Annotated in this window: 22 protein-coding genes and 2 tRNA genes; 13 read left to right on the top strand and 11 right to left on the bottom strand. The window is 55.0% G+C overall.

Annotated features, from left to right (window positions below):
- Positions 1 to 17: 17 nt before the first annotated feature.
- Positions 18 to 776, top strand: a complete 759-nt coding sequence (locus AUQ41_RS19735; protein ID WP_063090260.1) for an SDR family NAD(P)-dependent oxidoreductase — start codon at positions 18 to 20, stop codon at positions 774 to 776.
- 227 nt (positions 777 to 1,003) lie between these two features.
- Here the strand turns inward: AUQ41_RS19735 and guaA are convergent, their stop codons facing one another.
- Positions 1,004 to 2,557, bottom strand: coding sequence for a glutamine-hydrolyzing GMP synthase (guaA, locus tag AUQ41_RS19740; RefSeq protein WP_063090262.1), 1,554 nt, complete (start codon positions 2,555 to 2,557; stop codon positions 1,004 to 1,006).
- Between the two features lie 290 nt (positions 2,558 to 2,847).
- Here guaA and AUQ41_RS19745 point away from each other — a divergent pair, with 290 nt between their 5' ends.
- Positions 2,848 to 3,141 (top strand): hypothetical protein, encoded by a 294-nt coding sequence (locus AUQ41_RS19745; protein ID WP_063090264.1) that lies wholly within the window; start codon positions 2,848 to 2,850, stop codon positions 3,139 to 3,141.
- Positions 3,142 to 3,272: 131 nt separating this feature from the next.
- Here AUQ41_RS19745 and AUQ41_RS19750 read toward each other — a convergent pair whose 3' ends face one another.
- The 5 genes from AUQ41_RS19750 to AUQ41_RS19770 all read right to left on the bottom strand — a co-directional run bounded on the left by AUQ41_RS19750 (position 3,273) and on the right by AUQ41_RS19770 (position 9,244).
- Positions 3,273 to 4,610 (bottom strand): RsmB/NOP family class I SAM-dependent RNA methyltransferase, encoded by a 1,338-nt coding sequence (locus AUQ41_RS19750; protein ID WP_008892167.1) that lies wholly within the window; start codon positions 4,608 to 4,610, stop codon positions 3,273 to 3,275.
- A 199-nt stretch (positions 4,611 to 4,809) separates the two neighbouring features.
- Complete coding sequence (gene guaB / locus AUQ41_RS19755) at positions 4,810 to 6,276, bottom strand: IMP dehydrogenase (protein ID WP_063090266.1); 1,467 nt, start codon at positions 6,274 to 6,276, stop codon at positions 4,810 to 4,812.
- A 197-nt stretch (positions 6,277 to 6,473) separates the two neighbouring features.
- A complete protein-coding gene (locus tag AUQ41_RS19760; RefSeq protein WP_040824713.1) occupies positions 6,474 to 6,998 on the bottom strand; it encodes a PAS domain-containing protein in 525 nt (174 codons plus the stop codon).
- 188 nt (positions 6,999 to 7,186) lie between these two features.
- Positions 7,187 to 7,993, bottom strand: a complete 807-nt coding sequence (locus AUQ41_RS19765; protein WP_082923611.1) for an RlmE family RNA methyltransferase — start codon at positions 7,991 to 7,993, stop codon at positions 7,187 to 7,189.
- 60 nt (positions 7,994 to 8,053) lie between these two features.
- Entirely contained in the window at positions 8,054 to 9,244 is a 1,191-nt protein-coding gene (locus AUQ41_RS19770) for a Ppx/GppA phosphatase family protein (protein ID WP_232308479.1), read from the bottom strand.
- A gap of 245 nt (positions 9,245 to 9,489) precedes the next feature.
- Here AUQ41_RS19770 and AUQ41_RS19775 point away from each other — a divergent pair.
- From AUQ41_RS19775 to AUQ41_RS19785, 3 genes are all read left to right on the top strand, one after another.
- Positions 9,490 to 9,563, top strand: a tRNA-Gln gene (locus AUQ41_RS19775).
- Positions 9,564 to 9,643: 80 nt separating this feature from the next.
- Positions 9,644 to 9,717: transfer RNA gene (locus AUQ41_RS19780), tRNA-Gln, on the top strand.
- 121 nt (positions 9,718 to 9,838) lie between these two features.
- The gene (locus tag AUQ41_RS19785) at positions 9,839 to 10,204 is read left to right on the top strand and encodes a GFA family protein (protein WP_063090268.1); all 366 of its coding nucleotides are present in this window, start codon (positions 9,839 to 9,841) and stop codon (positions 10,202 to 10,204) included.
- Between the two features lie 23 nt (positions 10,205 to 10,227).
- On the opposite strand, the gene AUQ41_RS19790 is transcribed toward AUQ41_RS19785, so the two are convergent.
- From AUQ41_RS19790 to AUQ41_RS19800, 3 genes are all read right to left on the bottom strand, one after another.
- Entirely contained in the window at positions 10,228 to 10,899 is a 672-nt protein-coding gene (locus AUQ41_RS19790) for a 5-formyltetrahydrofolate cyclo-ligase (RefSeq protein WP_063090270.1), read from the bottom strand.
- A 141-nt stretch (positions 10,900 to 11,040) separates the two neighbouring features.
- Positions 11,041 to 11,247 (bottom strand): cold-shock protein, encoded by a 207-nt coding sequence (locus AUQ41_RS19795; protein ID WP_008892097.1) that lies wholly within the window; start codon positions 11,245 to 11,247, stop codon positions 11,041 to 11,043.
- A 199-nt stretch (positions 11,248 to 11,446) separates the two neighbouring features.
- A complete protein-coding gene (locus AUQ41_RS19800) occupies positions 11,447 to 12,145 on the bottom strand; it encodes a hypothetical protein (RefSeq protein ID WP_063090272.1) in 699 nt (232 codons plus the stop codon).
- 622 nt (positions 12,146 to 12,767) lie between these two features.
- Here AUQ41_RS19800 and AUQ41_RS19805 point away from each other — a divergent pair.
- Both AUQ41_RS19805 and AUQ41_RS19810 read left to right on the top strand, forming a co-directional pair.
- Positions 12,768 to 13,742: a GGDEF domain-containing protein gene (locus AUQ41_RS19805; RefSeq protein WP_232308480.1), complete on the top strand. Its 975-nt coding sequence runs from the start codon at positions 12,768 to 12,770 to the stop codon at positions 13,740 to 13,742.
- A gap of 211 nt (positions 13,743 to 13,953) precedes the next feature.
- Entirely contained in the window at positions 13,954 to 14,988 is a 1,035-nt protein-coding gene (locus AUQ41_RS19810) for a hypothetical protein (protein ID WP_063090275.1), read from the top strand.
- An 85-nt stretch (positions 14,989 to 15,073) separates the two neighbouring features.
- On the opposite strand, the gene AUQ41_RS19815 is transcribed toward AUQ41_RS19810, so the two are convergent.
- Positions 15,074 to 15,406: a hypothetical protein gene (locus AUQ41_RS19815; RefSeq protein WP_008892093.1), complete on the bottom strand. Its 333-nt coding sequence runs from the start codon at positions 15,404 to 15,406 to the stop codon at positions 15,074 to 15,076.
- 130 nt (positions 15,407 to 15,536) lie between these two features.
- Positions 15,537 to 16,160, bottom strand: coding sequence for a LysE family translocator (locus tag AUQ41_RS19820; RefSeq protein WP_008892092.1), 624 nt, complete (start codon positions 16,158 to 16,160; stop codon positions 15,537 to 15,539).
- A 630-nt stretch (positions 16,161 to 16,790) separates the two neighbouring features.
- On the opposite strand from AUQ41_RS19820, the gene AUQ41_RS19830 reads away from it, so the two are divergent.
- The 6 genes from AUQ41_RS19830 to mrdA all read left to right on the top strand — a co-directional run bounded on the left by AUQ41_RS19830 (position 16,791) and on the right by mrdA (position 24,320).
- A complete protein-coding gene (locus AUQ41_RS19830; RefSeq protein WP_008892090.1) occupies positions 16,791 to 18,341 on the top strand; it encodes a 2-isopropylmalate synthase in 1,551 nt (516 codons plus the stop codon).
- A 116-nt stretch (positions 18,342 to 18,457) separates the two neighbouring features.
- A complete protein-coding gene (locus AUQ41_RS19835) occupies positions 18,458 to 19,381 on the top strand; it encodes a S9 family peptidase (RefSeq protein WP_063090279.1) in 924 nt (307 codons plus the stop codon).
- A gap of 182 nt (positions 19,382 to 19,563) precedes the next feature.
- Positions 19,564 to 20,604 (top strand): rod shape-determining protein, encoded by a 1,041-nt coding sequence (locus AUQ41_RS19840; RefSeq protein WP_008892088.1) that lies wholly within the window; start codon positions 19,564 to 19,566, stop codon positions 20,602 to 20,604.
- A gap of 126 nt (positions 20,605 to 20,730) precedes the next feature.
- The gene (gene mreC / locus AUQ41_RS19845) at positions 20,731 to 21,726 is read left to right on the top strand and encodes a rod shape-determining protein MreC (RefSeq protein WP_008892087.1); all 996 of its coding nucleotides are present in this window, start codon (positions 20,731 to 20,733) and stop codon (positions 21,724 to 21,726) included.
- The gene (mreD, locus tag AUQ41_RS19850) at positions 21,723 to 22,238 is read left to right on the top strand and encodes a rod shape-determining protein MreD (protein ID WP_008892086.1); all 516 of its coding nucleotides are present in this window, start codon (positions 21,723 to 21,725) and stop codon (positions 22,236 to 22,238) included. Before mreC ends, mreD begins: the two co-directional genes overlap by 4 nt.
- A gap of 165 nt (positions 22,239 to 22,403) precedes the next feature.
- Positions 22,404 to 24,320, top strand: a complete 1,917-nt coding sequence (gene mrdA / locus AUQ41_RS19855) for a penicillin-binding protein 2 (protein WP_063090281.1) — start codon at positions 22,404 to 22,406, stop codon at positions 24,318 to 24,320.

A 24,320-nucleotide genomic window follows, 5' to 3' on the forward strand; every position in this document is an offset into this window, starting at 1 on the left:
GGATAAGGACGTTTTACATGACGCAGAAAGTCGCACTGGTCACCGGGGCCGCACGCGGGATCGGACTTGCCACAGCCAAACTGTTTATCGATCAGGGCTGGAAAGTCGCCATGATTGATCGCGACGGCCCGGAACTAAGCACTGCGTCAAAAACCGTTTCGGATGCGGCATCGGCCTTTGAGTATGATGTCTCAGACCCCGCACAGGTTGACCAGATGGTCGATGCCGTGCTTTCGGCCTTTGGTCGGTTAGATGCTGTTGTCAACAATGCCGGTGTTGCCGACTTCCTGCCGGTCGAGGAAACCAGCTTCGCCACCTGGCGCCGGATCATGGAAACCAACCTTGATGGCGTGTTCCTTGTATCCCAGGCGACGATACCAGCACTCAAGGAAACCAAAGGCGCGATTGTGAATATCGGCTCGATCTCGGGCCTTCGGGCATCGACACTCCGTGTGGCCTATGGGACGTCAAAGGCCGCGGTCATTCACATGACCAAACAACAGGCCGCGGAACTGGGGGAATATGGCATCCGCGCCAATTGCGTCTGCCCGGGCCCGGTCAAAACCAAACTGGCGATGGCCGTGCATTCGCCTGAAATCATCTCAGCCTATCTCGACGCCATGCCGCTGGGCCGCTATGGCAACGAAAATGAAATTGCCGAAGTGATACACTTCCTCTGCTCGGACAAGGCAAGCTTTGTCACCGGCCAAATCGTTGCCGCCGATGGCGGGTTCGAAACCACCGGCGTTGGCCTACCCGCCCTTCGCAGAGAGTAAAGGCAATGATCCCATGCGCCCGCTTCGCCTGATCATCGCATTGACCGCCATATTGGCACTGTCGTCCTGTCTGACATTTAACTGGCAGCGCAGCGTGCAGCAGGCCTTGTCAAATGCGTGCAACTCCACAGGCGACTGCGGGTCGGAGGGACCGGGTTCGAACTAACTCAAAAGCAAAACGGCGCGCCCATTGGACGCGCCGTTTGTTGTTTCCGGTATCGGAAAACTTATTCCCACTCAATCGTTCCCGGTGGCTTCGAGGTGAAGTCATAGGTCACACGGTTGATGCCGTTAACTTCGTTGATGATGCGGTTGGCAATGCGGCCAAGCAGTTCCGGCGGGAACGGGAAGAAGTCGGCGGTCATGCCGTCGGTTGAGGTTACCGCACGCAAGGCGCACGCGTAATCGTAGGTACGACCATCACCCATGACGCCAACGGTGCGGACCGGCAGCAGAACAGCGAATGCCTGCCAAATGGCATCATACAAACCGGCATTGCGGATTTCTTCGAGATAGATCGCATCAGCCTTGCGGAGCACATCAAGCTTTTCACGCGTGATCGGCTGACCCGGGATGCGGATGGCAAGACCCGGTCCAGGGAACGGGTGACGGCCAACGAAGCTGTCAGGCAGGCCGAGTTCACGGCCCAGATCACGGACTTCGTCCTTGAACAGTTCACGAAGCGGCTCAACCAGCTTCATGTTCATGCGTTCCGGAAGGCCACCAACGTTGTGGTGTGACTTGATGGTGACCGACGGACCACCGGTAAAGGACACACTTTCAATCACATCGGGATAAAGCGTTCCCTGTGCCAGAAAGTCTGCACCACCGATTTTCTTGGCTTCTTCTTCAAACACTTCGATGAACAGACGGCCAATGGTTTTGCGTTTTACTTCCGGGTCGGTTTCGCCTTCGATGGCACCGATGAAGGTGTCAGACGCATCAACATGCACAAGCGGAATGTTATAATGGTCACGGAACAGGGTGACGACCTGATCGGCCTCGCCTGAACGCATGAAGCCATGATCCACAAACACGCAGGTCAGCTGATCGCCAATCGCTTCGTGGATCAGAACCGCGGTGACGGAACTGTCAACACCACCCGAAAGACCACAGATGACCTTGCCATCGCCGACCTGTTTGCGGATCTTGTCGATCGCATCGTCTTTATAGGCATTCATGGTCCAGTCGCCAGAACATCCGGCAACACCATGGGTGAAGTTCTTGAGAAGCTGCGCACCATGCGGGGTGTGGACCACTTCCGGGTGGAACTGCACGGCATAGAATTTCTTGTCGTCATTGGCGATGGCGGCAAACGGTGCGCCTTCGGATTTACCAACAACGCGGAAACCATCGGGCAGCGCATCGACGCGGTCGCCGTGGCTCATCCAGACCTGTTCGCGGGCACCCTCGGCCCAGACACCTTTGAAAAGATCGCAATCCTCGATCACATCGACAAAGGCGCGACCGAATTCACGATGGTCAGAAGTCGCGACCTTGCCGCCCAGCTGATTGACCATGGTCTGCTGACCATAGCAAATGCCCAGAACCGGCACGCCGAGCTCAAACACCTTTGCCGGTGCCGAGGGGGCCTTGTCCCAATGGACAGACGCCGGGCCACCCGAAAGGATCACGGCCTTGGGGGCATATTCATCCAGGAACGCGTCCGAGATGTTGTTAAAAGGATGGATCTCGCTATAGACACCGCTTTCGCGCACGCGACGTGCAATCAGCTGGGTGACCTGGGATCCGAAATCAATAATCAGCACGCGATCAGTCATCGGGCCGTATCTCCGTCGAAGATTGGGTTGCGCCGTACATACGCCAAACCATCGTGATGGGCAACCCGGCGCAGATGGTCCCCCAACGATGCATTCAAAAAACTTGTCTTGTTGTTACGGGTGTCGCGGTGCAATTGCGGCGGATTTGCGCGCAGAGCACCCCGAAAACCCCACAATTGGTCCCTTTTTTCCGCGCAATGGGCGCGCAGTATCTGAGCTAACGGAACGCGGGAAACACCGCGTCCAAGCACGAGCATCAAACGATTGATCAACGCAAGGGACACATCATCATGAGCACTTCCACCGGTAGCAAAATTGCCATGGCCATTGCTGGCCTTATTCTGATTGCCGGCACGGCAACCGCAATCGCCATGACCCAGAAAGACGGTGGCACCAGCATGCCGCTTATTGGCACCGAGGAAACCGCACCGGCGCAAAACGGCAAAGACCTGATCCCTGATAGCGCCGAAGAAATCGTTCCGGGCATGAAAAACCTTGAGAACGGCGACGCGGCCAAAGGAAGCGACGGTAGCGCAACTGGCACCGGCACCATCTTTGACGAGCCGGTACAGACCACCGAGTAACGCGTAAACGCGTTGACGGTTAAACAAAATTGGCCCTGCGAGCATCACTCGCAGGGCCTTTTGATTTGCAGGCAGAACAAGGGCGGTGTGAGGCTGGGACTGGTTTCCATATGCCATTACCGCCAGTGTCATTACTTTACCTTGCCTTTTGCAGTGCGTTCGAACACCGCAACAAAGAAACCGTCCGTTCCATGCACGTTCGGCGACAAACGCAGCCACGGCTTGTCCTTGCCGCCCGGTACAGGCACTGATTTTGGCGCATCCGGCCAGATTTCATTAACCGGCACCGGCTTGAAATCCTTGCGATCGCGCATGAAGGTTTCGATCAGACGTTCGTTTTCCTCGGGCATGATCGAACAGGTCGCATAAATCAGACGACCGCCCTTGGTGACCTTGGCGGCACCGGCCTTAAGGATTTTGCTTTGTTCAGCCATCAGGCCGCGCAGATCACGCTGCCCAATCCGCCAGCGCAGAGCCGGGTTACGACGCAGCGTCCCAAGGCCCGAGCACGGCACATCGAGCAACACCCGATCAAAGAAGCCCGACTTGTTACGCAGCCAGCTGTCACGTTCATCGGCGATGATGCGTTGTTGAATGCAATCCCCTGCCCCGGCACGACGTGCACGTTTACGCGCATTGTCCAAACGACCGCCATGGGTGTCACAGGCAAGAATACGGCCCTTGCCGCGCATGTCTGCTGCAAGGCCAAGCGTCTTGCCGCCACCGCCCGCACACATATCCAAAATCGTCATGCCCGGCTTGGCATCGACCAGATGCACGCAAATCTGCGATGCTTCGTCCTGGATTTCAATCAGGCCGTCTTTATAGGCCGCCGTGACCAGCATGTTCAAACCAAGCGGCAAACGAAGGCCATTGGGTGCATACGGCGTGCGTTCGATATCCTTGATACCATCAGCCTTGAGCGACTTGATTGCGTCTTCGACAGTCCCGCGCAGGCGGTTCACGCGCAGATCAAGTTTGGCTGGCTGGTTATACGCCGCCATTTCGGCGGCAAGGTTTTCGTGATGCAGCTTCATCAGTTCGGTATAAAGCCATTTCGGCAATTCGGCCTTTACCGCACCGGGCTGCGCATCATGATCAAGTGTTTTGCCCGAAAGCTTGTTGATCAGATGCTTTTCATTGGGACGCAAAATATCGGGGCAGAATTGTTCGCCGCAGAAACGGTCTTCGATGTCGCTGGTTGTTAAACCGTCATGCAACACCAGATCGGCGATCATGCGCGCACGACCGTCCTGGAACTGATAATCGCATTCCGCCAGCCACCAGCCCAGACGCGCTTGATGACGGATCAGGTTATAGAAACGTTCGCTGATTTCACGACGATCCCCGCCGCCGATATACCGGCGTGATCCGAAATAGCCTGACACAACGCGGTCGGCGTCATCTCGGTTATGGGTCCAGCCATCGTAAAGTTCGATAACGGCTGCTATGCGGGCACCGGGTTTCAAAGCGTAAAATCCAACCTGTTTGCGGGTGAAAGACTGCTTCGCATATGGGAAGCAAACAATCACTCTACGATAAAAAAGCTGATGACGGCAGGAAGGCCTGCCGTCATCGAAATTTGAATGCGCCTCATATCATGGCAAAGACCATTCGCCAACAGCGTCAAACGCAAGGCTGGTCAGCCAATCAGCAGGCGCAAGTCCATCAGCCGCCTGGACGATAGTTCGGTGCTTCGCGGGTGATGGTCACGTCGTGCGCATGGCTTTCACGCAGGCCCGCATTGGTGATGCGAACAAATTCTGCACGTTCGCGGAAGTCCGCAAGCGTTGCCGAACCGGTATAGCCCATGGATGCCTTAAGACCGCCAACCAGCTGATGGATGATCTGACCAGCCGGGCCTTTGTAAGGAACGCGGCCTTCGATGCCTTCGGGAACCAGTTTAAGGTTGTCTTGAACATCCTGCTGGAAATAACGGTCTGCCGAGCCGCGTGCCATCGCACCGACCGAACCCATACCACGATAGGATTTATAAGAACGGCCCTGATACAGGATGACTTCACCCGGGGCTTCGTCGGTACCGGCCAGAAGCGATCCAACCATGCAGGTGCTGGCACCGGCCGCCATCGCCTTGGCAATGTCGCCCGAAAACTTGATGCCGCCATCGGCGATGATCGGCACACCAAGCTTGTGCGCCATCTCACCACATTCCAAAACAGCGGTCAGCTGCGGCACGCCAACACCGGCAACGATACGGGTCGTACAGATCGAGCCCGGGCCGATACCGACCTTGACCGCATCTGCACCGGCCTCTGCCAGCGCCTTTACGGCGTCTGCAGTGGCGACGTTACCGGCGATGATCTGGGTATCGCCAACCTGGGCCTTGATCTGCTCAACCGCCTTGATCACGCCGGCCGAATGGCCGTGTGCGGTATCAATGACCAGAACATCCACGCCAGCCTCGATCAGGGCTGCGGCGCGTTCAAAGCCGGCCTCGCCGACACCGGTTGCTGCGGCAACGCGCAGGCGACCGCTTTCATCCTTGCAGGCGTTCGGGTGGAGTTTTGCTTTTTCGATGTCCTTGACCGTGATCAGGCCGGTGCAACGATAGGCTTCATCAACCACAAGCAGCTTTTCGATGCGGTGCTGGTGCAGAAGTTTCTTGGCTTCGGTGGTGTCGACATTCTCGGTGACCGTGACCAGACCTTCGTGGGTCATCAGTTCGGAAACCGGCTGTGCGCGGTTGGAAGCAAAACGGACATCGCGGTTGGTCAGAATGCCGACCAGCTTGTTCGAACCAGGTTCAACAACCGGGATGCCGGAAATGTGGTTGGCATCCATCAGGTCGAGCGCATCGGCAAGCGTTTGATCGGGATGAATGGTAATCGGGTTGACGACCATACCCGATTCGAACTTTTTCACGCGGCGAACTTCTTCGGCCTGCTGTGCGATATCGAGGTTCTTGTGAATGACCCCCATGCCGCCATGCTGTGCCATGACAATCGCCATCGCACTTTCGGTAACGGTATCCATTGCCGAGGAAAGCAGCGGGATTCTGAGTTCAATATTCTTGGTAATGCGGGTGTTGGTCTGCACCTGAGCAGGCAGCACTTCTGATGCTGCGGGTTTGATCAATACGTCGTCAAACGTCAGGGCTTCGGCAATGCGGGTCATCTGGCCACCTCGTTAATCTGAGTTGGCGCGGAATTTATACACGTTATGCCCCAAATGCCAAGTTTTGTGCGCCCATAACAGCCCTGTGATTTTATTGATGCTTTATTTTGCGCATTCCGTTAGAAACTGGTCGATGGGGCTGCCGTCAGGCGAGCCCCTTTTTCATTTCCGCAAATGCAAGCCTTGGAAACGCGGGCCTAAAGGCTAAAGACAAACTGGTCGTAATCCATGCCAGCGTCATTCAGCAGGTCGGTGACCATCTTGATCCCGCGCGCCATGCCTTCCTTGCGGTTGGCTTCCTTCGCCTCTTCTTCACACAGCGCCTTGTAAAGCGGGATGACCTTTTCGACCGCATCACGACGCGGTACACGGCGGTTGGAATGATATCCGATGATCTTGCCATCCGGACCGAAGCTTGGTGTGACGTTTGCCAAGACCCAGTAATGGTCGCCATTGGCACTGCGATTGATCACATAGGCGAAAATCTCGCGCCCGGCCTCAATGGTTTGCCACAGCAGGGCAAAGACCGACCTTGGCATATCGGGATGGCGGATGATGCTGTGTGGCTGACCAAGGATATCGCGTTCACGATACCCAGCGACACGCAGGAACGTGTCATTGGCATATGTAATCCTGCCCTTGAGATCGGTCTTTGAGACGATGATCTCATGCTCGTCAAAATGACGTTCCACCCCTGTCAGGCTAAGATTGTCCTGTTTCATCAGATAAACCCCACAAGCAATGGCCACCCCACATGGCCCGTTCCACCCGGAATGCAAGATTAACTTCTTGCCACCTTGATCATTAACGCCTTGGGCGCGATCAGGGTTTGATGTAACGCAACAATGCCTGAAGAATTATAACTATTCCAGTCTATCCCATTGTGGATATTGGAATAATTTATTGATGCCTATTCGATCGGCGACCAGTTGTCGTCTTCGCGGATTTCGGCATTCCTGATGTCGTCCTCGGCGTTGTTCTGGCCGCGGAAGCCGGTTGCGATCAGGTAGGCCTCTGGACTTTCGGGGCGCGATGCTGGCGGTTTGGCGTGCTTGGTCACCCGGAAGTTCTTTTTGACACGGTCAAGAAGCTCGTTCTCGGTACCGCCCTTGAACACCTTGGCAATGAAAATGCCGCCCGGTGCCAGAACTTCCTCGGCAAACAGCAACGCATGTTCGACCAGATCAATAATACGAATGTGGTCGGTCTGACGGTGACCGGTGGTTTCCGGTGACATATCGGAAATCACAGCATCAACCGCGCCCTGCAATTCGTGCTTGATCATGTCCGGCGCCTTGGGATCAAGGAAATCGGCCTGCAAACAGGTCGCACCCGAAATGCCTTCCCATTCAAGGATATCAAGGCCGACAACCTGGCCCTTGCCATGTTTGGAGCCGACCATATCCACCGCCACCTGCGTCCAGCCGCCGGGGGCCGCACCAAGGTCAACAATGCGCATGCCCGGTTGCAGCAGATCAAACTGGTTGTTGATTTCGATCAGCTTGAAGGCCGCACGCGAACGATAGCCAAGACGTTTGGCTTCTTGCACATACGGGTCATTGAGTTGGCGATCAAGCCAGCGGGTCGAGGAAATCTTGCGCCCCTTGGCACTTTTTACACGCGTACGCAGGCCACGGCGTGCGCCGGTGTCGATGGCTGCAATGGCCGAACCCTTGCGGCGGCGCTGCCCGCCTTTTCCGCTGCGATTGTCGCTCATGATTTATCCTGAACTGAATTCTGTTTTGGCCAGACCTGCCGGGACATGGATGTCAACCGATCAGGAAGAAGCCGGAATATGCGACACTGTATGACGGCGTGCGTCGCATGGGTCAATAGCGTGGCCATCTGCGCGCATCAAATCGACCAGAATGCCTTCGCGAAGTCCGCGGTCGGCGACCTTCAGCGTCGCCAAAGGCCAGATATCACGAATCGCGGCAAAAATCGCCGCCCCGGCATCCATCAGTTCGGCGCGCTGATTGCCAATGCACGGATGGCCCTTGCGTTTGTCCGATCCCATGCGCAGCAAAAGCTCGGTCACGCGTTCGGCATCATCAAACCGCAGATCAGACCCATCGACCTTGTGACGTTCATACCGTTCAAGACCAAGGGCAATGCCACAGAATGTGGTGACGGTCCCCGAGGTGCCAACCATCTGGACCTTGTCATCATCGAGCATGTCCGAGCAGCAATTACGCTTGGCAAATTCTTCAAGACGCTGGCGGATTTCGGTACGCATGGCTTCAAACCGTTCGCGGCGTTCCTCGACCGTGGCATAACGTTCGGTCAGGCACAGAACACCGCATGGCATGGACAGGGTTTCAATGCACTGGGTCTTGCCGGTCTTGTCGACCTTGATCCAGCAGATCTCTGTACTGCCACCACCGATATCAAACACCACCGCATAGGGACGTTCATCCAGAAGGGCCGAGCAGGCCTGAAGCGCCAGACGGCTTTCTTCATCCGGATTGATGATATCAAGCGAGATACCGGTTTCATCGAAAACGCGACGAACGAATTCATCTCGGTTGTTGGCAGTGCGGCAGGCCTCGGTTGCAACGGCACGAAGCTTTGCCCCCGGATGGCGGCGCAGTTTTTTGGCACAGACCCGAAGCGCATCAATCGCCCGATCCATCGCCGCTTCGCACAGATAGCCCTTTTCACGCACACCTTCGCCAAGGCGCACGACACGCGAAAAGGCATCAATCACCTTAAAGCCATCATTGCACGGGCGCGCGACCAAGAGCCGACAGTTTGAACTGCCCAAATCAATGGCGGCATAAAGCGGGGCTGTAATGCAATCGACGATGCGCGATGATTTCGCGCCACCGTCGGGGACTTGAACGGCGGTTCCCGGTTGCGGCATGCCCGGTTTATCGGGGCCATCAAGCACGGCATGCCCGCCCATTGCAGCGCCGCCTGCCGGGCTGCTGCCCCTGTGCGAGTTGCTATGGGGGGATTGGTGCTTCACCGTTCGAAAACCTGCCTTCTGTTACGCGCATAATTTCTATATTGCGGATCATCATGATATTTATGTGACGATCTCGCGAATCAACTATATGAGTGTAACGACAATCCCCGGCAAGGCAAATCCCGTATGCGGTAATCGCATGGTTGACGAGATGGAAACAAAAAAGGGGTTGCCAAAACCGGGCGGGTTTTATACATAGCGGCCCACACCGCGCCGCACGTCGCGCACGGTGGACCAAGTTTTGTTGGGGAATAGGTTAACGGTAGACCTACGGACTCTGACTCCGTCAGTCCTGGTTCGAATCCAGGTTCCCCAGCCAACCTTTCCGGACATCGCAGCGCATTCTTCGTCCTGCAATTTGTACGTTCCGGGCTATAAATGACGTACGCAAAGTTCTGTTGGGGAATAGGTTAACGGTAGACCTACGGACTCTGACTCCGTCAGTCCTGGTTCGAATCCAGGTTCCCCAGCCACTTTGCCCACCCTTCCCACGACACTTGTCGACCAACCGCAATGCGGCTGAATTGCAGCGCGAACACGTTCGATTTAAAGTGCCTGATCATTGATGGCATCTATTTTGGACGGAGACATCGCATGAAGAAGGTTTCTGGTGGCTGCCTGTGCGGTAAAATCCGCTTTGAGACAGGAAATGAACCGCTTCGGGTCGGGCTGTGTCACTGTATGGATTGCCGCAAGCATCACGGGGCGTTGTTTCATGCCTCGGCCATTTTCCCGGAAACGGCGGTCAAGATCACTGGAAAGACCCAAAGTTATCAAGGGCGGCATTTCTGTCCTGATTGCGGATCGTCGGTGTTTTCATGCAGCGATGACGAGATCGAACTTCATCTGGGCGCGATGGATGCCCCGGATCAGTTCATCCCGACCTATGAGCTCTGGACGATCCGGCGTGAAAAGTGGCTACCGGAATTTCCTGTCAAACACCTTTACGATCGCGACTGAACCATCAATCGCCGCAACGCTGCCTAGTCACTTAAATGGCAAGGCGGTGATGTTTGATCGGGCTTGTCCGCATCAGCTGTGGCCTGCCCGTCAATATAGCGCGTCCCGTGTTCGGTGATCAGCACATCGACAGGCACATCATATTGATGCGGAAGAATGTCATCAAGCCGGGTGGCTTCAAATCCGACCCCAACCACCAACGGCTTTCGCGTAAGCGTCGCCAATGTCCGGTCAAAGAAACCACCGCCATATCCCAGACGATACCCTGCTAGGTCGAACCCGACCAACGGGGCCAGTAGCACATTTACAGCGACTTCCTTGCTATTGGCCGGCTCGGGGATCCGCGCAAAGCCCGGCACCATTTCGGTGTCGGGCGTCCAGTCATGAAAGATCATCGCCTGATCCTTGCCTGGAACCACTGGAAGGGCAGCGTTCCCGCCAGATTTGACATGCGCAGTGATCACCGGACGCAGATCAATTTCGTTCTGGATCGGCCAATAAAAACCAATTGTTGCGGCGGGACGATCCTTTAGGAAGGTCGTGAAATGACCACGGATTTCATCGGAAAGTTTTTGGTGGGTTTGCGCATCAAGTCCGGCGCGCCAGCCAAGCAAAACCCGCCTGACCGCGTGGCGCCATTCCGACTGTGTGGTTGCGTCACCGCCAACAGGTGCGGCAGGAAGGTCAAGGATCATGAATGCCCGGAAAGTTTGCTGGTTTTATAAAAGTCACGCGTTCAGGCAACACCACCAAGCGGTCCCCAAAAACGCATAACGCGCCGGAAGGCCGGCGCGTTAACGGTTGTCAGCAAAGAAAGCTGCAAGCCAGATAGAAATTTAGAGAATGGCGAGTTCTTCTGCCGACATGCGGCCGTTGCGACCTTCAATCAGCTCAAACTGAATTTTCTGCCCTTCATCAAGTCCCTGCAGACCAGCACGCTGAACAGCGGTGATGTGCACGAATGCATCTTTGCCGCCCTCGTCCGGGGTGATGAAGCCATAACCCTTGGTCGCATTGAACCACTTAACCGTTCCGGTAGCCATATCCGTAGTCGTCCTTAGTTTAGTATGCGCATCCCCAAAGTCAGGAATGCATGAAAACAGTCCCTGCATACACCGACCAAAAGCGCAACCACCATCAACCAGAGAGCGACCACACACTTGAAAGATGCACTGCATCGTTTCAATAATTACCCAATTTTCGGCTTAGTGCAATGGATTCATGCATGAAGTTCTTTTTTCGCTACCACGCGTAATCGACCATGTGACGCAGGTCACCATGCGGCACCTGCCCGGAACCAGACACACCCATAGATGAATCAAATGCCGAAACGAATTCCCGTAAGGGTTCTGTATCGCGGCAGATCAGCGAGATGTCGACAGTGATCACAGGGGGTAGCTCGGCCTCGATGATATCGGTTCGGCCAAACATGCGGATATTGGTGCTGTCACCGATGATCCCGGTCAGTCGCCCGGCCGCAAGCAGCTCGACAGCCTGCTCGAGACTTCCGAGATCATGCCAGACGATCTCACCACGCAGCGACAGACTCGGCCTTGGCAGATTGGCAAGAATTCCGATATCGACCTGCGGCAGGGTGCGGATATCGGCACCGATACGCTGGAACACGCGAAGTTCGAAGCGAACCTTGCTTTTTGAGGCAATGGTGTCCTCAAAACGTGCCGGGTGGGATGCAAGAATACAGTCGGTCAGCCCCGCATCAAGCGCATCGCGAAAACGGTTATAGGGAAAAACATCAAAGGCAACCGGACGCTGTTGCGCGCCAAGCAGGGTAATGAACCGCCGCTGACCGGGAAGAGCATATTGGCTCCATTTGGTGTCAAACACGATATTGCTGGCAACGCGCACCGCGTCAGCCGCGTTCGCACCAAAAAAACCAAGACAACAGACAACAAAAAGCCCGACAAACAGGGCTGCTCGCATCGCTATTCTGCTGGTAACAAGGATCAATTAAACGCCCTGCCCTAGTGGTTATTACAGATGCCGTCAGGCGCAAGCCGTTCCCGGGCAACATTCGACTAATAGGCATATAAGGTCGCCCGATCTGAATACCAGATAGTGGTAATAGAAAGACTGCCCCGCTCACTGTCAGGAAGGATGAAATGAAGTTCTTGCGCCAAATTGGGGCAGAAGGCCAGACAGCCTGAAAATGGATAAAATCAGCAGATTTTCATGGCAGGCAGAGTGATCATTCTACGATCCGGCGTCGTATATGCCAGTATCGACTTTTCGGGCGTCAAGCGCAAGACGCCGTTGTCACCTGACAATTAGAAAGCCATTCATTCGGGATGTCTGAATTTGTCATTGTCTGAGGGGTAGAAGTGCGTGACAAAGCCCCTTGCTTTAGACGATGATAGAGCAAGCCTAATATAAAAAGTATATCTTGCACCCAAATGTGCACGAGCACCCTAGAGCATCGGTTAGTAGCGATGCAGGGTCTAAGTTGGGACACGCTTGACTGAATGGATATGATATTCGGATCGGATAACAGGAAGTGACAGCGACAACCAAGATCGCAAACCCACGCGACATTGCGCATAACGTTATGGCGCTCGTCAACGAGCTCAACTTGCAGCCGACGCCACAGGTTTACCATGTTTTCTACAGCTACCTGACAGACGAGGTGCCCGAACTCAGTCAGTTGATCAAGGTCTTGATCCGCAATACGCAGGATCTTGATGAAGAGACTGTTTTCCGGATTTACCACAAGTACCTCGGCACCCACGCGATGCAACAGCATCTGAAGCAAGGGGTCGAGGGGCTGCAGTCTGCTGTCGAACGTGTCGAAATGGCGGTAACGTCGGTCATGCGGGAGACGGATACTTTCTGTGGCGATATCGAGGTCGCATCACAGCAGTTGCAGGCCTCGGACATCACATTGGAGGACGCACGGTCTGTCAGCCGTGGCTTGTCGGAAAGATCCAGCAAGGCGCGTGATACATACAGCTCCTTTAACGGCAGCCTTGAGGAATATCACAAGGAGGTTCTCAGGGTCCGTACCGAGCTTGAGCTTGTCCGCCGGGATGCCCTGACCGACACGTTGACCGGGATTGCCAACCGCAAGAATTTTGACACGTCGCTGCGCGACGCGGTGACGACAACGATGGAGTCCGGCGCGCCATTATCGCTTTTGATGATCGATATCGATCACTTCAAGGAGTTCAACGATAATTTCGGGCACCGTGCCGGTGACGGGGTCCTGAAGGCTGTGGCGCGGGTGCTGGTCAGTTCGACAAAGGGTGCAGACACCGTTGCCCGTTATGGTGGCGAAGAGTTTGCGATCATCCTGCCTGATACCGAGCTGGAGAACGCGGCAAAACTCGCCAACAAGCTGAGACAAAACGTGTCAAACCAACATATTATAAACAAAAAAACCGGCAAGGATTTCGGCAAGTTAACCGTTTCAATTGGCTTGACGGCTTATAATCTTGGAGAGAATATATTGGAGTTTGTGGACCGGGCGGACAAAGCTCTTTATATGGCAAAGCAGGAAGGTAGAAACACCTGCGTGATGCAATAGACAGGGCCCAAATGGAAAACACCAAATCAGGGCATCAATAAATGCATCTCTGAAAAAGAGATTTCGACGATAGAACCAAGATCCAACCAAGACACCGAGCTAACACACATGTCCGAATAGGCCAAAAGAGCAGAACCGATGACCTAACAATCGGACCTGCGATGTACAACATAGTAATGTGTTGCACCGGCTTTGCAGGGCGGAGAAGCAGATGAAGACACCCAATAGCGAACGTAAAATCGAGCTAGAACACAAGATTTTCAAAACGTTCGAAGAATGCCACTTTCAGAAGTCTGATATCTCAGACGAAGCTCTTTTTGTCCTGAAAATGGCAGAAGGATCGGTTGTGTCTTTGCCGCTTAAGGCGATTTGCCGTGAATTCGATATTGATCCGGAATCCAAGGATGGCGATCTGATCAGCCTGATCGACAAGTCGCTTAACTTTGTCAATGTCCTGCGCCCGGGCGACAACCTGCCGCTTGAAGTTCTGACCGGTGAAGCATCATGGGCTGTTGACGAAGATCACAAGGCGATTGCCTATAACCGTATTACCATGCAGTTGGTAACCTGGATGTCGGGGAGTGAAGAACTCATCACCGACCCGGACCAACTGATGCAGATCGCCGAGGATCCGAACACCAAAAAGAAGATCAACCAGGCTTTTGACGAAGTTGCCGAAAAGCTTGGGTTTGGCAAAGAAAACCGCGAAGAAGTCGTCAATCTTGTGCATCAGGTCGCTGATGAGTTGTCCTATATCGAGACGCTCCGCGTGAAGTATCGCAAGATCCTGATGGTGGACCGCAAGTTGCAGGACCTTCGCCGCATCTATGCACATGAAAAAGGTGTTCTGGAAACCGTTACCCAGGCCATCCGACTGCTTGACGACGCCAAAAAGAAATTCGAAACGACGTTTGACGAACTGGATGCCAATACCGGCGAAATCATGTCAGTTCTGCGTAACTTCACGTCGCAGCGCCAATATATCCGAAGCCAGCGTGATGACCTTTATAAACGTCTGCGCGCGTGGGAACCGCTGATCGAACAGTGGGAAGAACTTGAACTGGAGCGCGGTCCCAAGGCTGTCAATCTGGTCAAACAGACCTACCAGTTCCTAGCCCCGCGCTTCATGAAGGTCAAGCAATGGCTGCTGATGACCAAGGTGCAAGACGGTGTTTCCGAACAACACAGCTTCAAGAACGAAGACGAACGCATGGGCAAGCTCAAAGGCAAGATGATGCAGTGGTAGCCCTGCCCGCCGTGTTAGGGAATAGAAAAAAGGCGCGCTGTTCAAGCGCGCCTTTTGTGTTTCTAAGCTGCCTTGTCGACCTGACTTAGCGGGCCTTTTCACCGGTCATGGTGATTTTAAGCGCCACATGGTCATCCAGAACTGCAATCGACTTGGATGCATTTGCCGGCACAGGCACCTTACGATCAATGCAATAGGCAATCATCGCAGCCGCAAGTTCTGCGCCTGCGGTTGGAACAATCAGCTTTTGACCTTCATCAGAAGTAACCGTCATACGCGCGATGACTTCCGGTTTGCGTTCCACCTCAAAGCTGCTGATCTGACCGGGCGGAAGCGCTTTGCCGGTGCGTCGACCATGGGCCAGAATTGCCTTGATCAGTTCGCCGTCCTCGAAAACGATACAGCGTATCTCGCGCATGGTCGGAAATCCTCAAAACAGTTGTTTGATTACATATTGTTATGATGAAACAACAAAACAAACATCAAATTCAGGCAACGCGTTGAAATAATGCCCAAAGCACGACCAAACGCCGCGAACGGCCACCAGATCAGCTACTTGCCAACCAGACGCCCACGCCGATCATCAATGTTCCGGCGACACGGTTGAGGATGCGCACGTTACCGCTTTTTTCAAGGAAGCGACGCAACGACCGCCCACCGGTGGCATACATCGTCATGCAGATCAGCTCGGTCACCAGAATGATCGCAACCAGCACCGAAAGCTGTGGCGCGATGGGATGCTGCAAACTGATAAATGGCGGAAGCAGGGAAATCATAAAGGCCCAGCCCTTGGGGTTGGCAATCGCGGTCACAAAGCCCTGTGCTGCCAGCCCGGCGGCTGTTGCTGTCTTGGCACCTTCGACTTCGCCGGAAATTGCCATGCGCCCGCGCGAACGCCACAACTGAATGCCAAGCCACGCCAGATAGGCCCCGCCGATATACTTAAACACCGCGAACACGGCCGGATACTGCAACATGATCGCCGCCACGCCTAGTGCCGAGGCAACCACAACAATGCCCACACCGATCAGTTCACCCACCATCATCCAGAGTGTGCGTTTCAGACCGATTGTCATGCCAAGGGTCAGCGCAAGTGTCATGCACATACCCGGCGTAATGGAGACAAAGAAGGCCGTGGGGATAAAGGCCCCGATCAACGACAAACTCAGCATAATGGTTCCTGTGGCTTGGATGGCGTTCCGCCCTGACCGTCACCATTGGGGGCGTGACGTCATCAGGGACGAAATCACTACCCGATTAGTCAAATTCCGACCAGTATCTTTTTGGTATGGCCGAAATGACATTTCGGTTGCCGTGTAGCACGCTGCCAAAACAGCACAATGGCCCGAATATCGTAACAGAAACGCACAAGCCAAAGCTGGCCCCGCTAAATTCCACTCAAAAAACAGACCAAAAGGTACAAAAATTACTTGACCTGAAGGGGCCCGCCGACGAAATTGGGGACGTCGCCAGCAACAGCTGGCATTCAAAGCCAATTGATGAAGACCGATGACCGCAGACATTTGCAACATTGATGCATATGCCGACCGTGCCGAAGCCACCGCTTCGCGCGCGCTTGCGCTGTCTGCCCTCAACCTAATTTCCGGTCTCCTTGGTCTAGCAGAGCTAGGCGCTCTACGACTTACTCGCCCCTGAGCGAATCATGCCGGTCCGGATCACACGAATAGCTTGTCGATCCATTTACCGCAGCTCAGGGGAAAAAGTCGCGCCAGACGGCCCGCACTCCTTCCAGACAGAATTTACATACCGGGCAAAGACCCGTTTGATCAGGAAACAAGATAATGGCTAGTGCAAACGACAATCGCGTCATCATTTTTGACACCACCCTGCGTGACGGGGAACAGTCCCCTGGTGCATCAATGACGCTTGATGAAAAGCTGCGCGTGGCGCACGCACTGGCGGAACTGAAGGTTGATGTCATCGAAGCAGGCTTTGCCATCGCATCGAACGGCGACTTCCAGTCCGTCCATGAAATCGCCAAGCAGGTCAAAGGACCGACCATCTGTTCTCTGGCACGTGCCGCCAAGGGCGACATCGAACGCGCGGCAGAGGCATTGGAACCGGCTGAAAACAAACGTATCCACACCTTCATCTCCACCAGCCCCCTGCATATGAAATACAAATTGCAGATGGAACCGGAACGCGTTCTGGAAAAGGTGATTGAAAGTGTGACACTGGCGCGCAAATTCACCGACGATGTTGAATGGTCGGCAGAAGACGGTTCACGCACCGAACATGACTTCCTGTGCCGTTGCGTCGAAGCGGCCATTGATGCCGGTGCGACCACCATCAACATCCCCGATACGGTTGGCTACACCACGCCGACTGAATATGCCGAACTGATGACCATGCTGTTTAACCGCGTGCCGAACATCGACAAGGCGATCCTCTCGGTTCACTGCCACAACGATTTGGGTATGGCGGTTGCCAACTCGATCTCGGCAGTCAATGCGGGTGCGCGTCAGATCGAATGCACGATCAACGGTTTGGGCGAACGTGCCGGTAACGCCGCCCTCGAAGAAATCGTGATGGCGATCAACACCCGTAACGACGCCTTCCCGTTCACGACCGGCATTGATACCACCAAGATCATGAACGCATCGCGTCTGGTTTCCGCTGTTTCCGGCTTTGTCGTACAGCCAAACAAGGCAATCGTTGGCGCCAATGCGTTTGCCCATGAAAGCGGCATCCATCAGGACGGCTTCCTGAAGAATTCCGAAACCTATGAAATCATGAAGCCGGAATCGATTGGCTTGAACAAATCAAGCCTGGTCATGGGCAAGCACTCTGGTCGTCACGCGTTCAAGGAAAAGCTCAAGGAACTGGGCTTTACCGATTTGGGTGACAACGCGATTGAAGATGCGTTTGCACGCTTCAAGGACTTGGCCGACAAGAAAAAAGAAGTCTATGACGACGACATCGTCGCTCTGGTCGATGACGGCATGCGCGACAACGAACATATCAAGTTCGTTGGCCTGACCGTTACTTGTGGCTCCAAAGGCCCGCAGACTGCGGAACTGGAACTGACCGTCGACGGTGAAACCCGCACGGCCAAAACCACCGGGGATGGACCGATTGATGCGACCTTTAACGCGATCAAGGAAATCTATCCGCATGACTGGCGCCTGAAACTCTATCAGGTGCATGCCGTAACCGAGGGCACCGACGCCCAGGGCACGGTCACAGTCAAACTCGACGGCGAAGATCGCACGGTTGTCGGCAACGCATCAGATACCGATACCGTGGTTGCATCCTGCCTTGCCTATGTCACGGCAGTGAACAAGCTGATCGAAAAAAGCAAGAAAACCGCACCGGATGCGATGGCATCCTAAGCAAAGCTTACCGGTTTACATCCAAAGGGCGGCACCTGTGCCGCCCTTTTCTTATGTGTGAATGGTAGCACAGCCATAGCTGTGATAGAATTTGGCACCCGTGAATGGAGTTGCCGATGGCCCTGCCAAGCAAAGCTCTGCGTGCGTTTCCATATGCTCTAATCGTCACGATTGCTGCGGCCCTGTCTGTTGGCACGGTGACAACTTCCACAAACGCGTTCGCACAAACGCCGACAATGCAGTCGGGTCAGCCTGTCACCGTGCCGTCATTGCCCTACCCCAAAAGCGGTTTGAGGCAACGCCTGATCGCCGCCGGGAAAGCCATCCCTAGCGTTGATGAAAGCCTGCAAGCGGGTATTCCAGCAGTTTATTTCGAACCGGCTGCGGGCAATGGAACCGCAAAGCCACCTTACCCTGCCGTCGTCGCCCTGCCCGACTGTGACAACCATTTTCCCGAAACGTGGATCAATATCCTGCGACAAAGCGGATACGCGGTGCTTTTGATCTCACCACCTAACGCCCATCCGACGCAGGATTACTGTGGTGGCGGGGAACTTCAAACGCCAAAACACGGTCTGTCCTATTGGGCGTTCGATGCCATCAGCGCGCTTCATTACCTTGCCGGGGTAAAATCCATTGCGCCAGCAAACATTGCCGTCTTCGGTTACGGCTATGGTGCCGGCGCAGCTCAGCTGGCGATATATAGGGATGGCCATGCCAAGCACTACCAACACCGATTTAAGGCGCTTGTCGGGCTAAGACCGCAATGTATGTCGGAAATGGACAACTTTGTGCCCAGCCTGCTCGTGGCTGTCAAAAATGATCCGTTTAACCCGCCGGCATGGTGTGAATGGCGTATGGATCGCGACCTTTACGACGGGCGCGAACTCGTTCGGTTTGAAGTCGTTGAAAGCAGCGAAATGATTGAAAAACAAACGACTCGCAAAACGTTACAAATAGAAAACAGTCCGCTTGTAGTCTCACTGGTGACAGATTTCCTTTCTGCAATGGGCATCTCGGAAAATATAGGACGAAATTGAATTTCTCCGCCAAGACCATATTACTGATCATGTTTTTGATGCCTTATTTCAGGAAAATTACGCGCCTTAATTATTCCTCAATCCCCTGAGCAGATTATTCGTGCATCGGCTTATTCCTTACGCTATCAAAGCCGGTACATTCGCTTTTGAGATTTTACTTTTAACCGGGGCATAGGGCAGGAATGTTTTCCAAGCTTCTTGGGGTTTTATCCTCCGACATGGCGGTGGATCTGGGCACCGCGAACACACTGGTTTACGTTAAGGGACGAGGCATCGTTCTGAACGAACCATCCGTGGTGGCCATTACCGACGAAAAAGGCAAGAAACAGGTCCTTGCAGTTGGTGAAGAAGCCAAACAGATGCTCGGTCGTACCCCGGGGTATATTCAGGCGATCCGCCCGTTGCGTGACGGCGTTATTGCGGAATTCCACATCGCCGAGGAAATGATCAAGCACTTTATCCGCAAGGTCCATAACCGTCGCAACTTTGCCAGCCCGGAAGTCATCATCTGCGTACCGTCGGGTTCGACCGCAGTTGAGCGCCGCGCCATTCAGGAAAGTGCAGAAAGTGCTGGCGCGCGTAAAGTCTGGCTGATTGACGAGCCGATGGCAGCTGCCATTGGCGCCGGCCTTCCGGTGACGGAACCGACCGGCTCCATGGTTGTCGATATCGGCGGTGGTACCACCGAGGTTGCCGTTCTCTCGCTGGGCGGTATCGTCTATGCGCGTTCGGTACGTGTCGGTGGTGACAAAATGGATGAAGCGATCATTGCTTACATCCGTCGCACTCATAACCTTCTGGTCGGCGAAAGCACCGCCGAACGCATCAAGAAGGAAATCGGTTCTGCCTGTGCACCGGATGACGGTGATGGCGCAACTGTAGAAATCCGCGGTCGTGACCTGATGAACGGCGTTCCGAAGGAACTTCTGATTTCTGAACGTCAGATCGCAGAAAGCCTTGCAGAGCCTGTTTCGGCAATCATCGAGGCGGTGAAAGTCGCCCTCGAACAGACCCCGCCGGAACTTGCTGCTGACATCGTGGACAAGGGTATTGTCCTGACCGGTGGCGGCGCGATGCTTGGCAACCTTGATTACGTTCTGCGTCATGCAACCGGTCTTCCGGTTTCGATTGCAGATGATCCGCTTTCCTGCGTTGCACTGGGTACCGGTCGCGCGCTGGAAGAAAAAAAGATGCTGCGTAACGTCCTGCACACAGCATACTGATAAAAAAGCGGCCTTGAATATCATCACCGGGTCGTATCCTTACTGGACGCGACTCGGTGATTTCGTTATGGTTGAATATCCCGCACGGGATGAAGAACAACCTTTTGGGAATTCGCGGGGAATACATTGGCACAGCATGGTGGTCCGCAGCAGCGTATCTTTTCGCCGTTACGCACGGCCCTTCACCGCTTCGCTTTCATACTGCTGATTTTATCGGCTTTTGGCCTGATGCTTCTGGGCAAGGCCGATACTGTTCTGATCGAGCGGATCCGCGCCGCGTCGGCTGATCTGGTATCGCCGGTGATGAACGTCATTTCCCGCCCTGCGGCCAGCATCAACGAGCTGACCGACAAGATTTACAACCTTGCCCATCTTTACGAAGAAAACGAGCGCCTGCGCCGCGAAAACCAGCAACTGCTGGCCTGGCAGCAAGCCGCACGTAATCTTTCGCATGAGAATGCACGTCTTCGTGATCTGGCAAGCTACACCTCCCCGCCCGCCCTGCATCTGGTGACATCCCGCGTGATTGCCGATATGGGCGGTGCCTATGCCCACAGTGTGATGATCTCCGCCGGATCGCGCGACGGCGTTGCCAAAGGGCAAGCCGTGATTTCGGACGAAGGCCTGATTGGCCGCGTTGCCGAAGCAGGGTATCAAGCATCCCGTGTTCTTTTGATCACCGATATCAACTCGCGTGTGCCGGTTGTTGTGGAAAACTCGCGTGACCGTGCATTTCTTTCCGGTGACAACACCAACCGCCCGCTTCTGACCTTCCTGACCGCGGATGCGGCCGTGGCACCGGGTGACCGTATTTTGACATCGGGCCATGGCGGTGCGTTCCCGCCGGGCATTCCAATCGGGGTTGTCTCATCGGTTTCCGAAAATGCTGTTCGCGTTGCGCCGATGTTCCGCCGCCATCAACTGGAATATCTGCGGGTTGCTGATTACGGCCTTCAGGGCATCCTGAGCGAGGACCGTATTCGCCAAAGCCAACCGTCCAACGATGCGAACATCACAGAAGTATCGCCGGACCTTCCTGATGGCGTCGGCATTGTTCCCGCAGGCCCGACCGGCAATGACGGCACATCCCCCTCCACCAACGCGGCAGGGGAAGCCCAGTGAAACCCGGCGTCTGGCATCGACTGGACATTATTGCCCGCGGCCTTTTTCCTGCCTTCAGTGTTTTCGCTCTGTTGCTGATTAATCTTCTGCCGCTTAGCGTGCCGTTGTTATCGACGGCCTCACCGGCACTGGCACTGATGGCTGTGTTTTACTGGTCGGTTAACCGCCCTGACCTGCTAACTGCGGTCACGGCCTTCCTGCTCGGCCTGTTGCAGGATTTGTTGATGGGCTTGCCGCTTGGCGTCAGTTCGCTTGTGCTCGTACTGGTGCAGACCGGATCGGCAAGTCAGGGGCGCTTTTTCCACAACAAGCCGTTCAGTGTGATGTGGTGGGGCTTTGCATTGGTGGCCATTCCGGCACTTTTGGTTCAGTGGCTGCTGAGTTCGGCCCTGATCGGTGCATTATTGCCCTTCAAGGCCACTATGATCAGCTATGTGTTGACGGCTGCCTTGTTCCCGATTGTTGCCTGGGTTCTGGCGCGCGCACAAAATACCCTGTTGCGTTATGTCTAGGCTGCCATGCGCGAATGATGAACTGCGCAATATTGATGTTTTGGCAACGGCTACTAGCTATGATGGGGAAAGGCTGTTTTAATCCCTGATCAACCGGGATAGAACGGGCCAGAAATTGAACACTCGGCCTTGCGGCTACTGACGAAATACAGGTATCCAACGCCCATGTGGCATCGTGACTCAGACCGGTTCAGACTGTTTACCCGACGCGCCCTGATGCTGGGTGCGGGCAAGGGTGTATTGCTGACTGGTCTTGCCGCGCGCATGTACTACCTGCAGGTCCTTGAAAGCGACCGCTATCAGACGCTGGCCGATGAAAACCGTATTTCGCACCGCCTGCTGCCACCGCCGCGTGGACTGGTGACCGATCGTTTCGGTGCACCGCTTGCCGTAAACCGGCAGAATTATCACATCATGATCGTGCGCGAACAGACCCCCGATGTCCGCCGCACGCTTGAAATCCTGGATCAGATCATCGAGCTTGGCCCCGACACCATCGAGCGCGTCGAACGCGATGCGGCCCGTCGGCGTTCGTTTGTTCCGGTCACAGTGCGCGATAACCTGACATGGGATGAGGTCGCACGCGTCGGCGTTAATGCCCCCGACCTTCCCGGCCTGATCATTGATGCCGGACGATCACGCGACTATCCCGAAGGACCGCACCTTGCCCACACGCTGGGTTATGTTGCCGCGGTATCTGAAAAGGAACTTACAGGCGATCCGCTTTTGGAACTGCCCGGCTTTACCATTGGCAAAAACGGCATTGAAAAGGTTTATGACCTGGCACTGCGTGGCACGGCTGGCACCAGTCAGGTCGAAGTCAACGCACTGGGCCGCGTTATTCGCGAACTGGAACGCGAAGAAGGTGACAGCGGCAACACGGTTGTCATGACGCTTGATCTTGAATTGCAGCGCTACACCAATCAGCGACTTTCGGATCAGGAAAGTGCCGCCGCCGTGGTCATGGACATCCATAATGGTGAAGTGCTCGCCCTGTCGTCGCACCCGGCCTATGACCCGAACGCCTTTACCAATGGCATTTCGCACAAGCTTTGGAACAGTCTGGTCAACAACCCGTATGCACCGCTTTCCAACAAGGCTGTGAACGGCACCTATGCGCCCGGTTCGACCTTCAAGATGTGCGTCGCACTTGCCGGACTGGAAGCAGGCATTATTTCGCCCAACCAGAAATTCTTCTGCAACGGGCATCTTGATCTTGGGAATGCACGTTTCCACTGCTGGAAACGCGGTGGTCATGGCTGGATGAACATGCATGACTCAATCAAGCATTCCTGTGACGTCTATTACTACGAAATTTCCCAGAAAATCGGGATCGACCGCATTGCGGCCATGGCAAACAAGCTTGGCCTTGGCGAAGATACCGGCATTGACCTTCCCAACGAACGTAGCGGCCTGATCCCGACCAAGGACTGGAAGGAAATCCAGCTTGGCAAACGCTGGCAGGGCGGTGAAACACTTATCGCCTCTATCGGGCAGGGCTATGTTCTGGCAACGCCGTTGCAACTTTGCACAATGACTGCACGTCTGGCCTCCGGCAAGGCGGTGCGCCCGCACCTGACGCGTGACAACGTCACCCCCGAAGGCATTACCAGCCGCCAGGCCGAAGAGTTCCCGGAACTTCAGGTCAGTCGCGCCAACCTCGCCCGAATTCGTGACGCAATGAACGGCGTGACCAACGAATTGCGCGGCACAGGCCATGGCGCAAGGATCGCCATCAAGGGCATGGAAATGGCTGGCAAAAGTGGTACCAGTCAGGTTCGCCGCATCACCATGCGTGAACGCCAAACCACGGGCGTGCTTGATAACAATGACTTGCCGTGGAAATACCGTGACCACGCCCTGTTTGTTGCATTTGCGCCGGTCGATAACCCACGTTATGCCTGTTCAGTGGTGGTCGAACATGGCGGCGGCGGTTCGAGTGTTGCGGGCCCGATTGTCCGTGACCTGCTGCTAAAAGCGCAGGAACTGCAATCTGCGCGTCAGGGCATCTCGGCCGCTGACCAGCCCAATAGTGCAAATCTCCGGCGCAATCCGGCCCACAGCGATCAGGACGAGGGTTAA

Source organism: Thalassospira sp. MCCC 1A02898 (genome assembly GCF_001618185.1).
Classification (GTDB): domain Bacteria; phylum Pseudomonadota; class Alphaproteobacteria; order Rhodospirillales; family Thalassospiraceae; genus Thalassospira; species Thalassospira tepidiphila.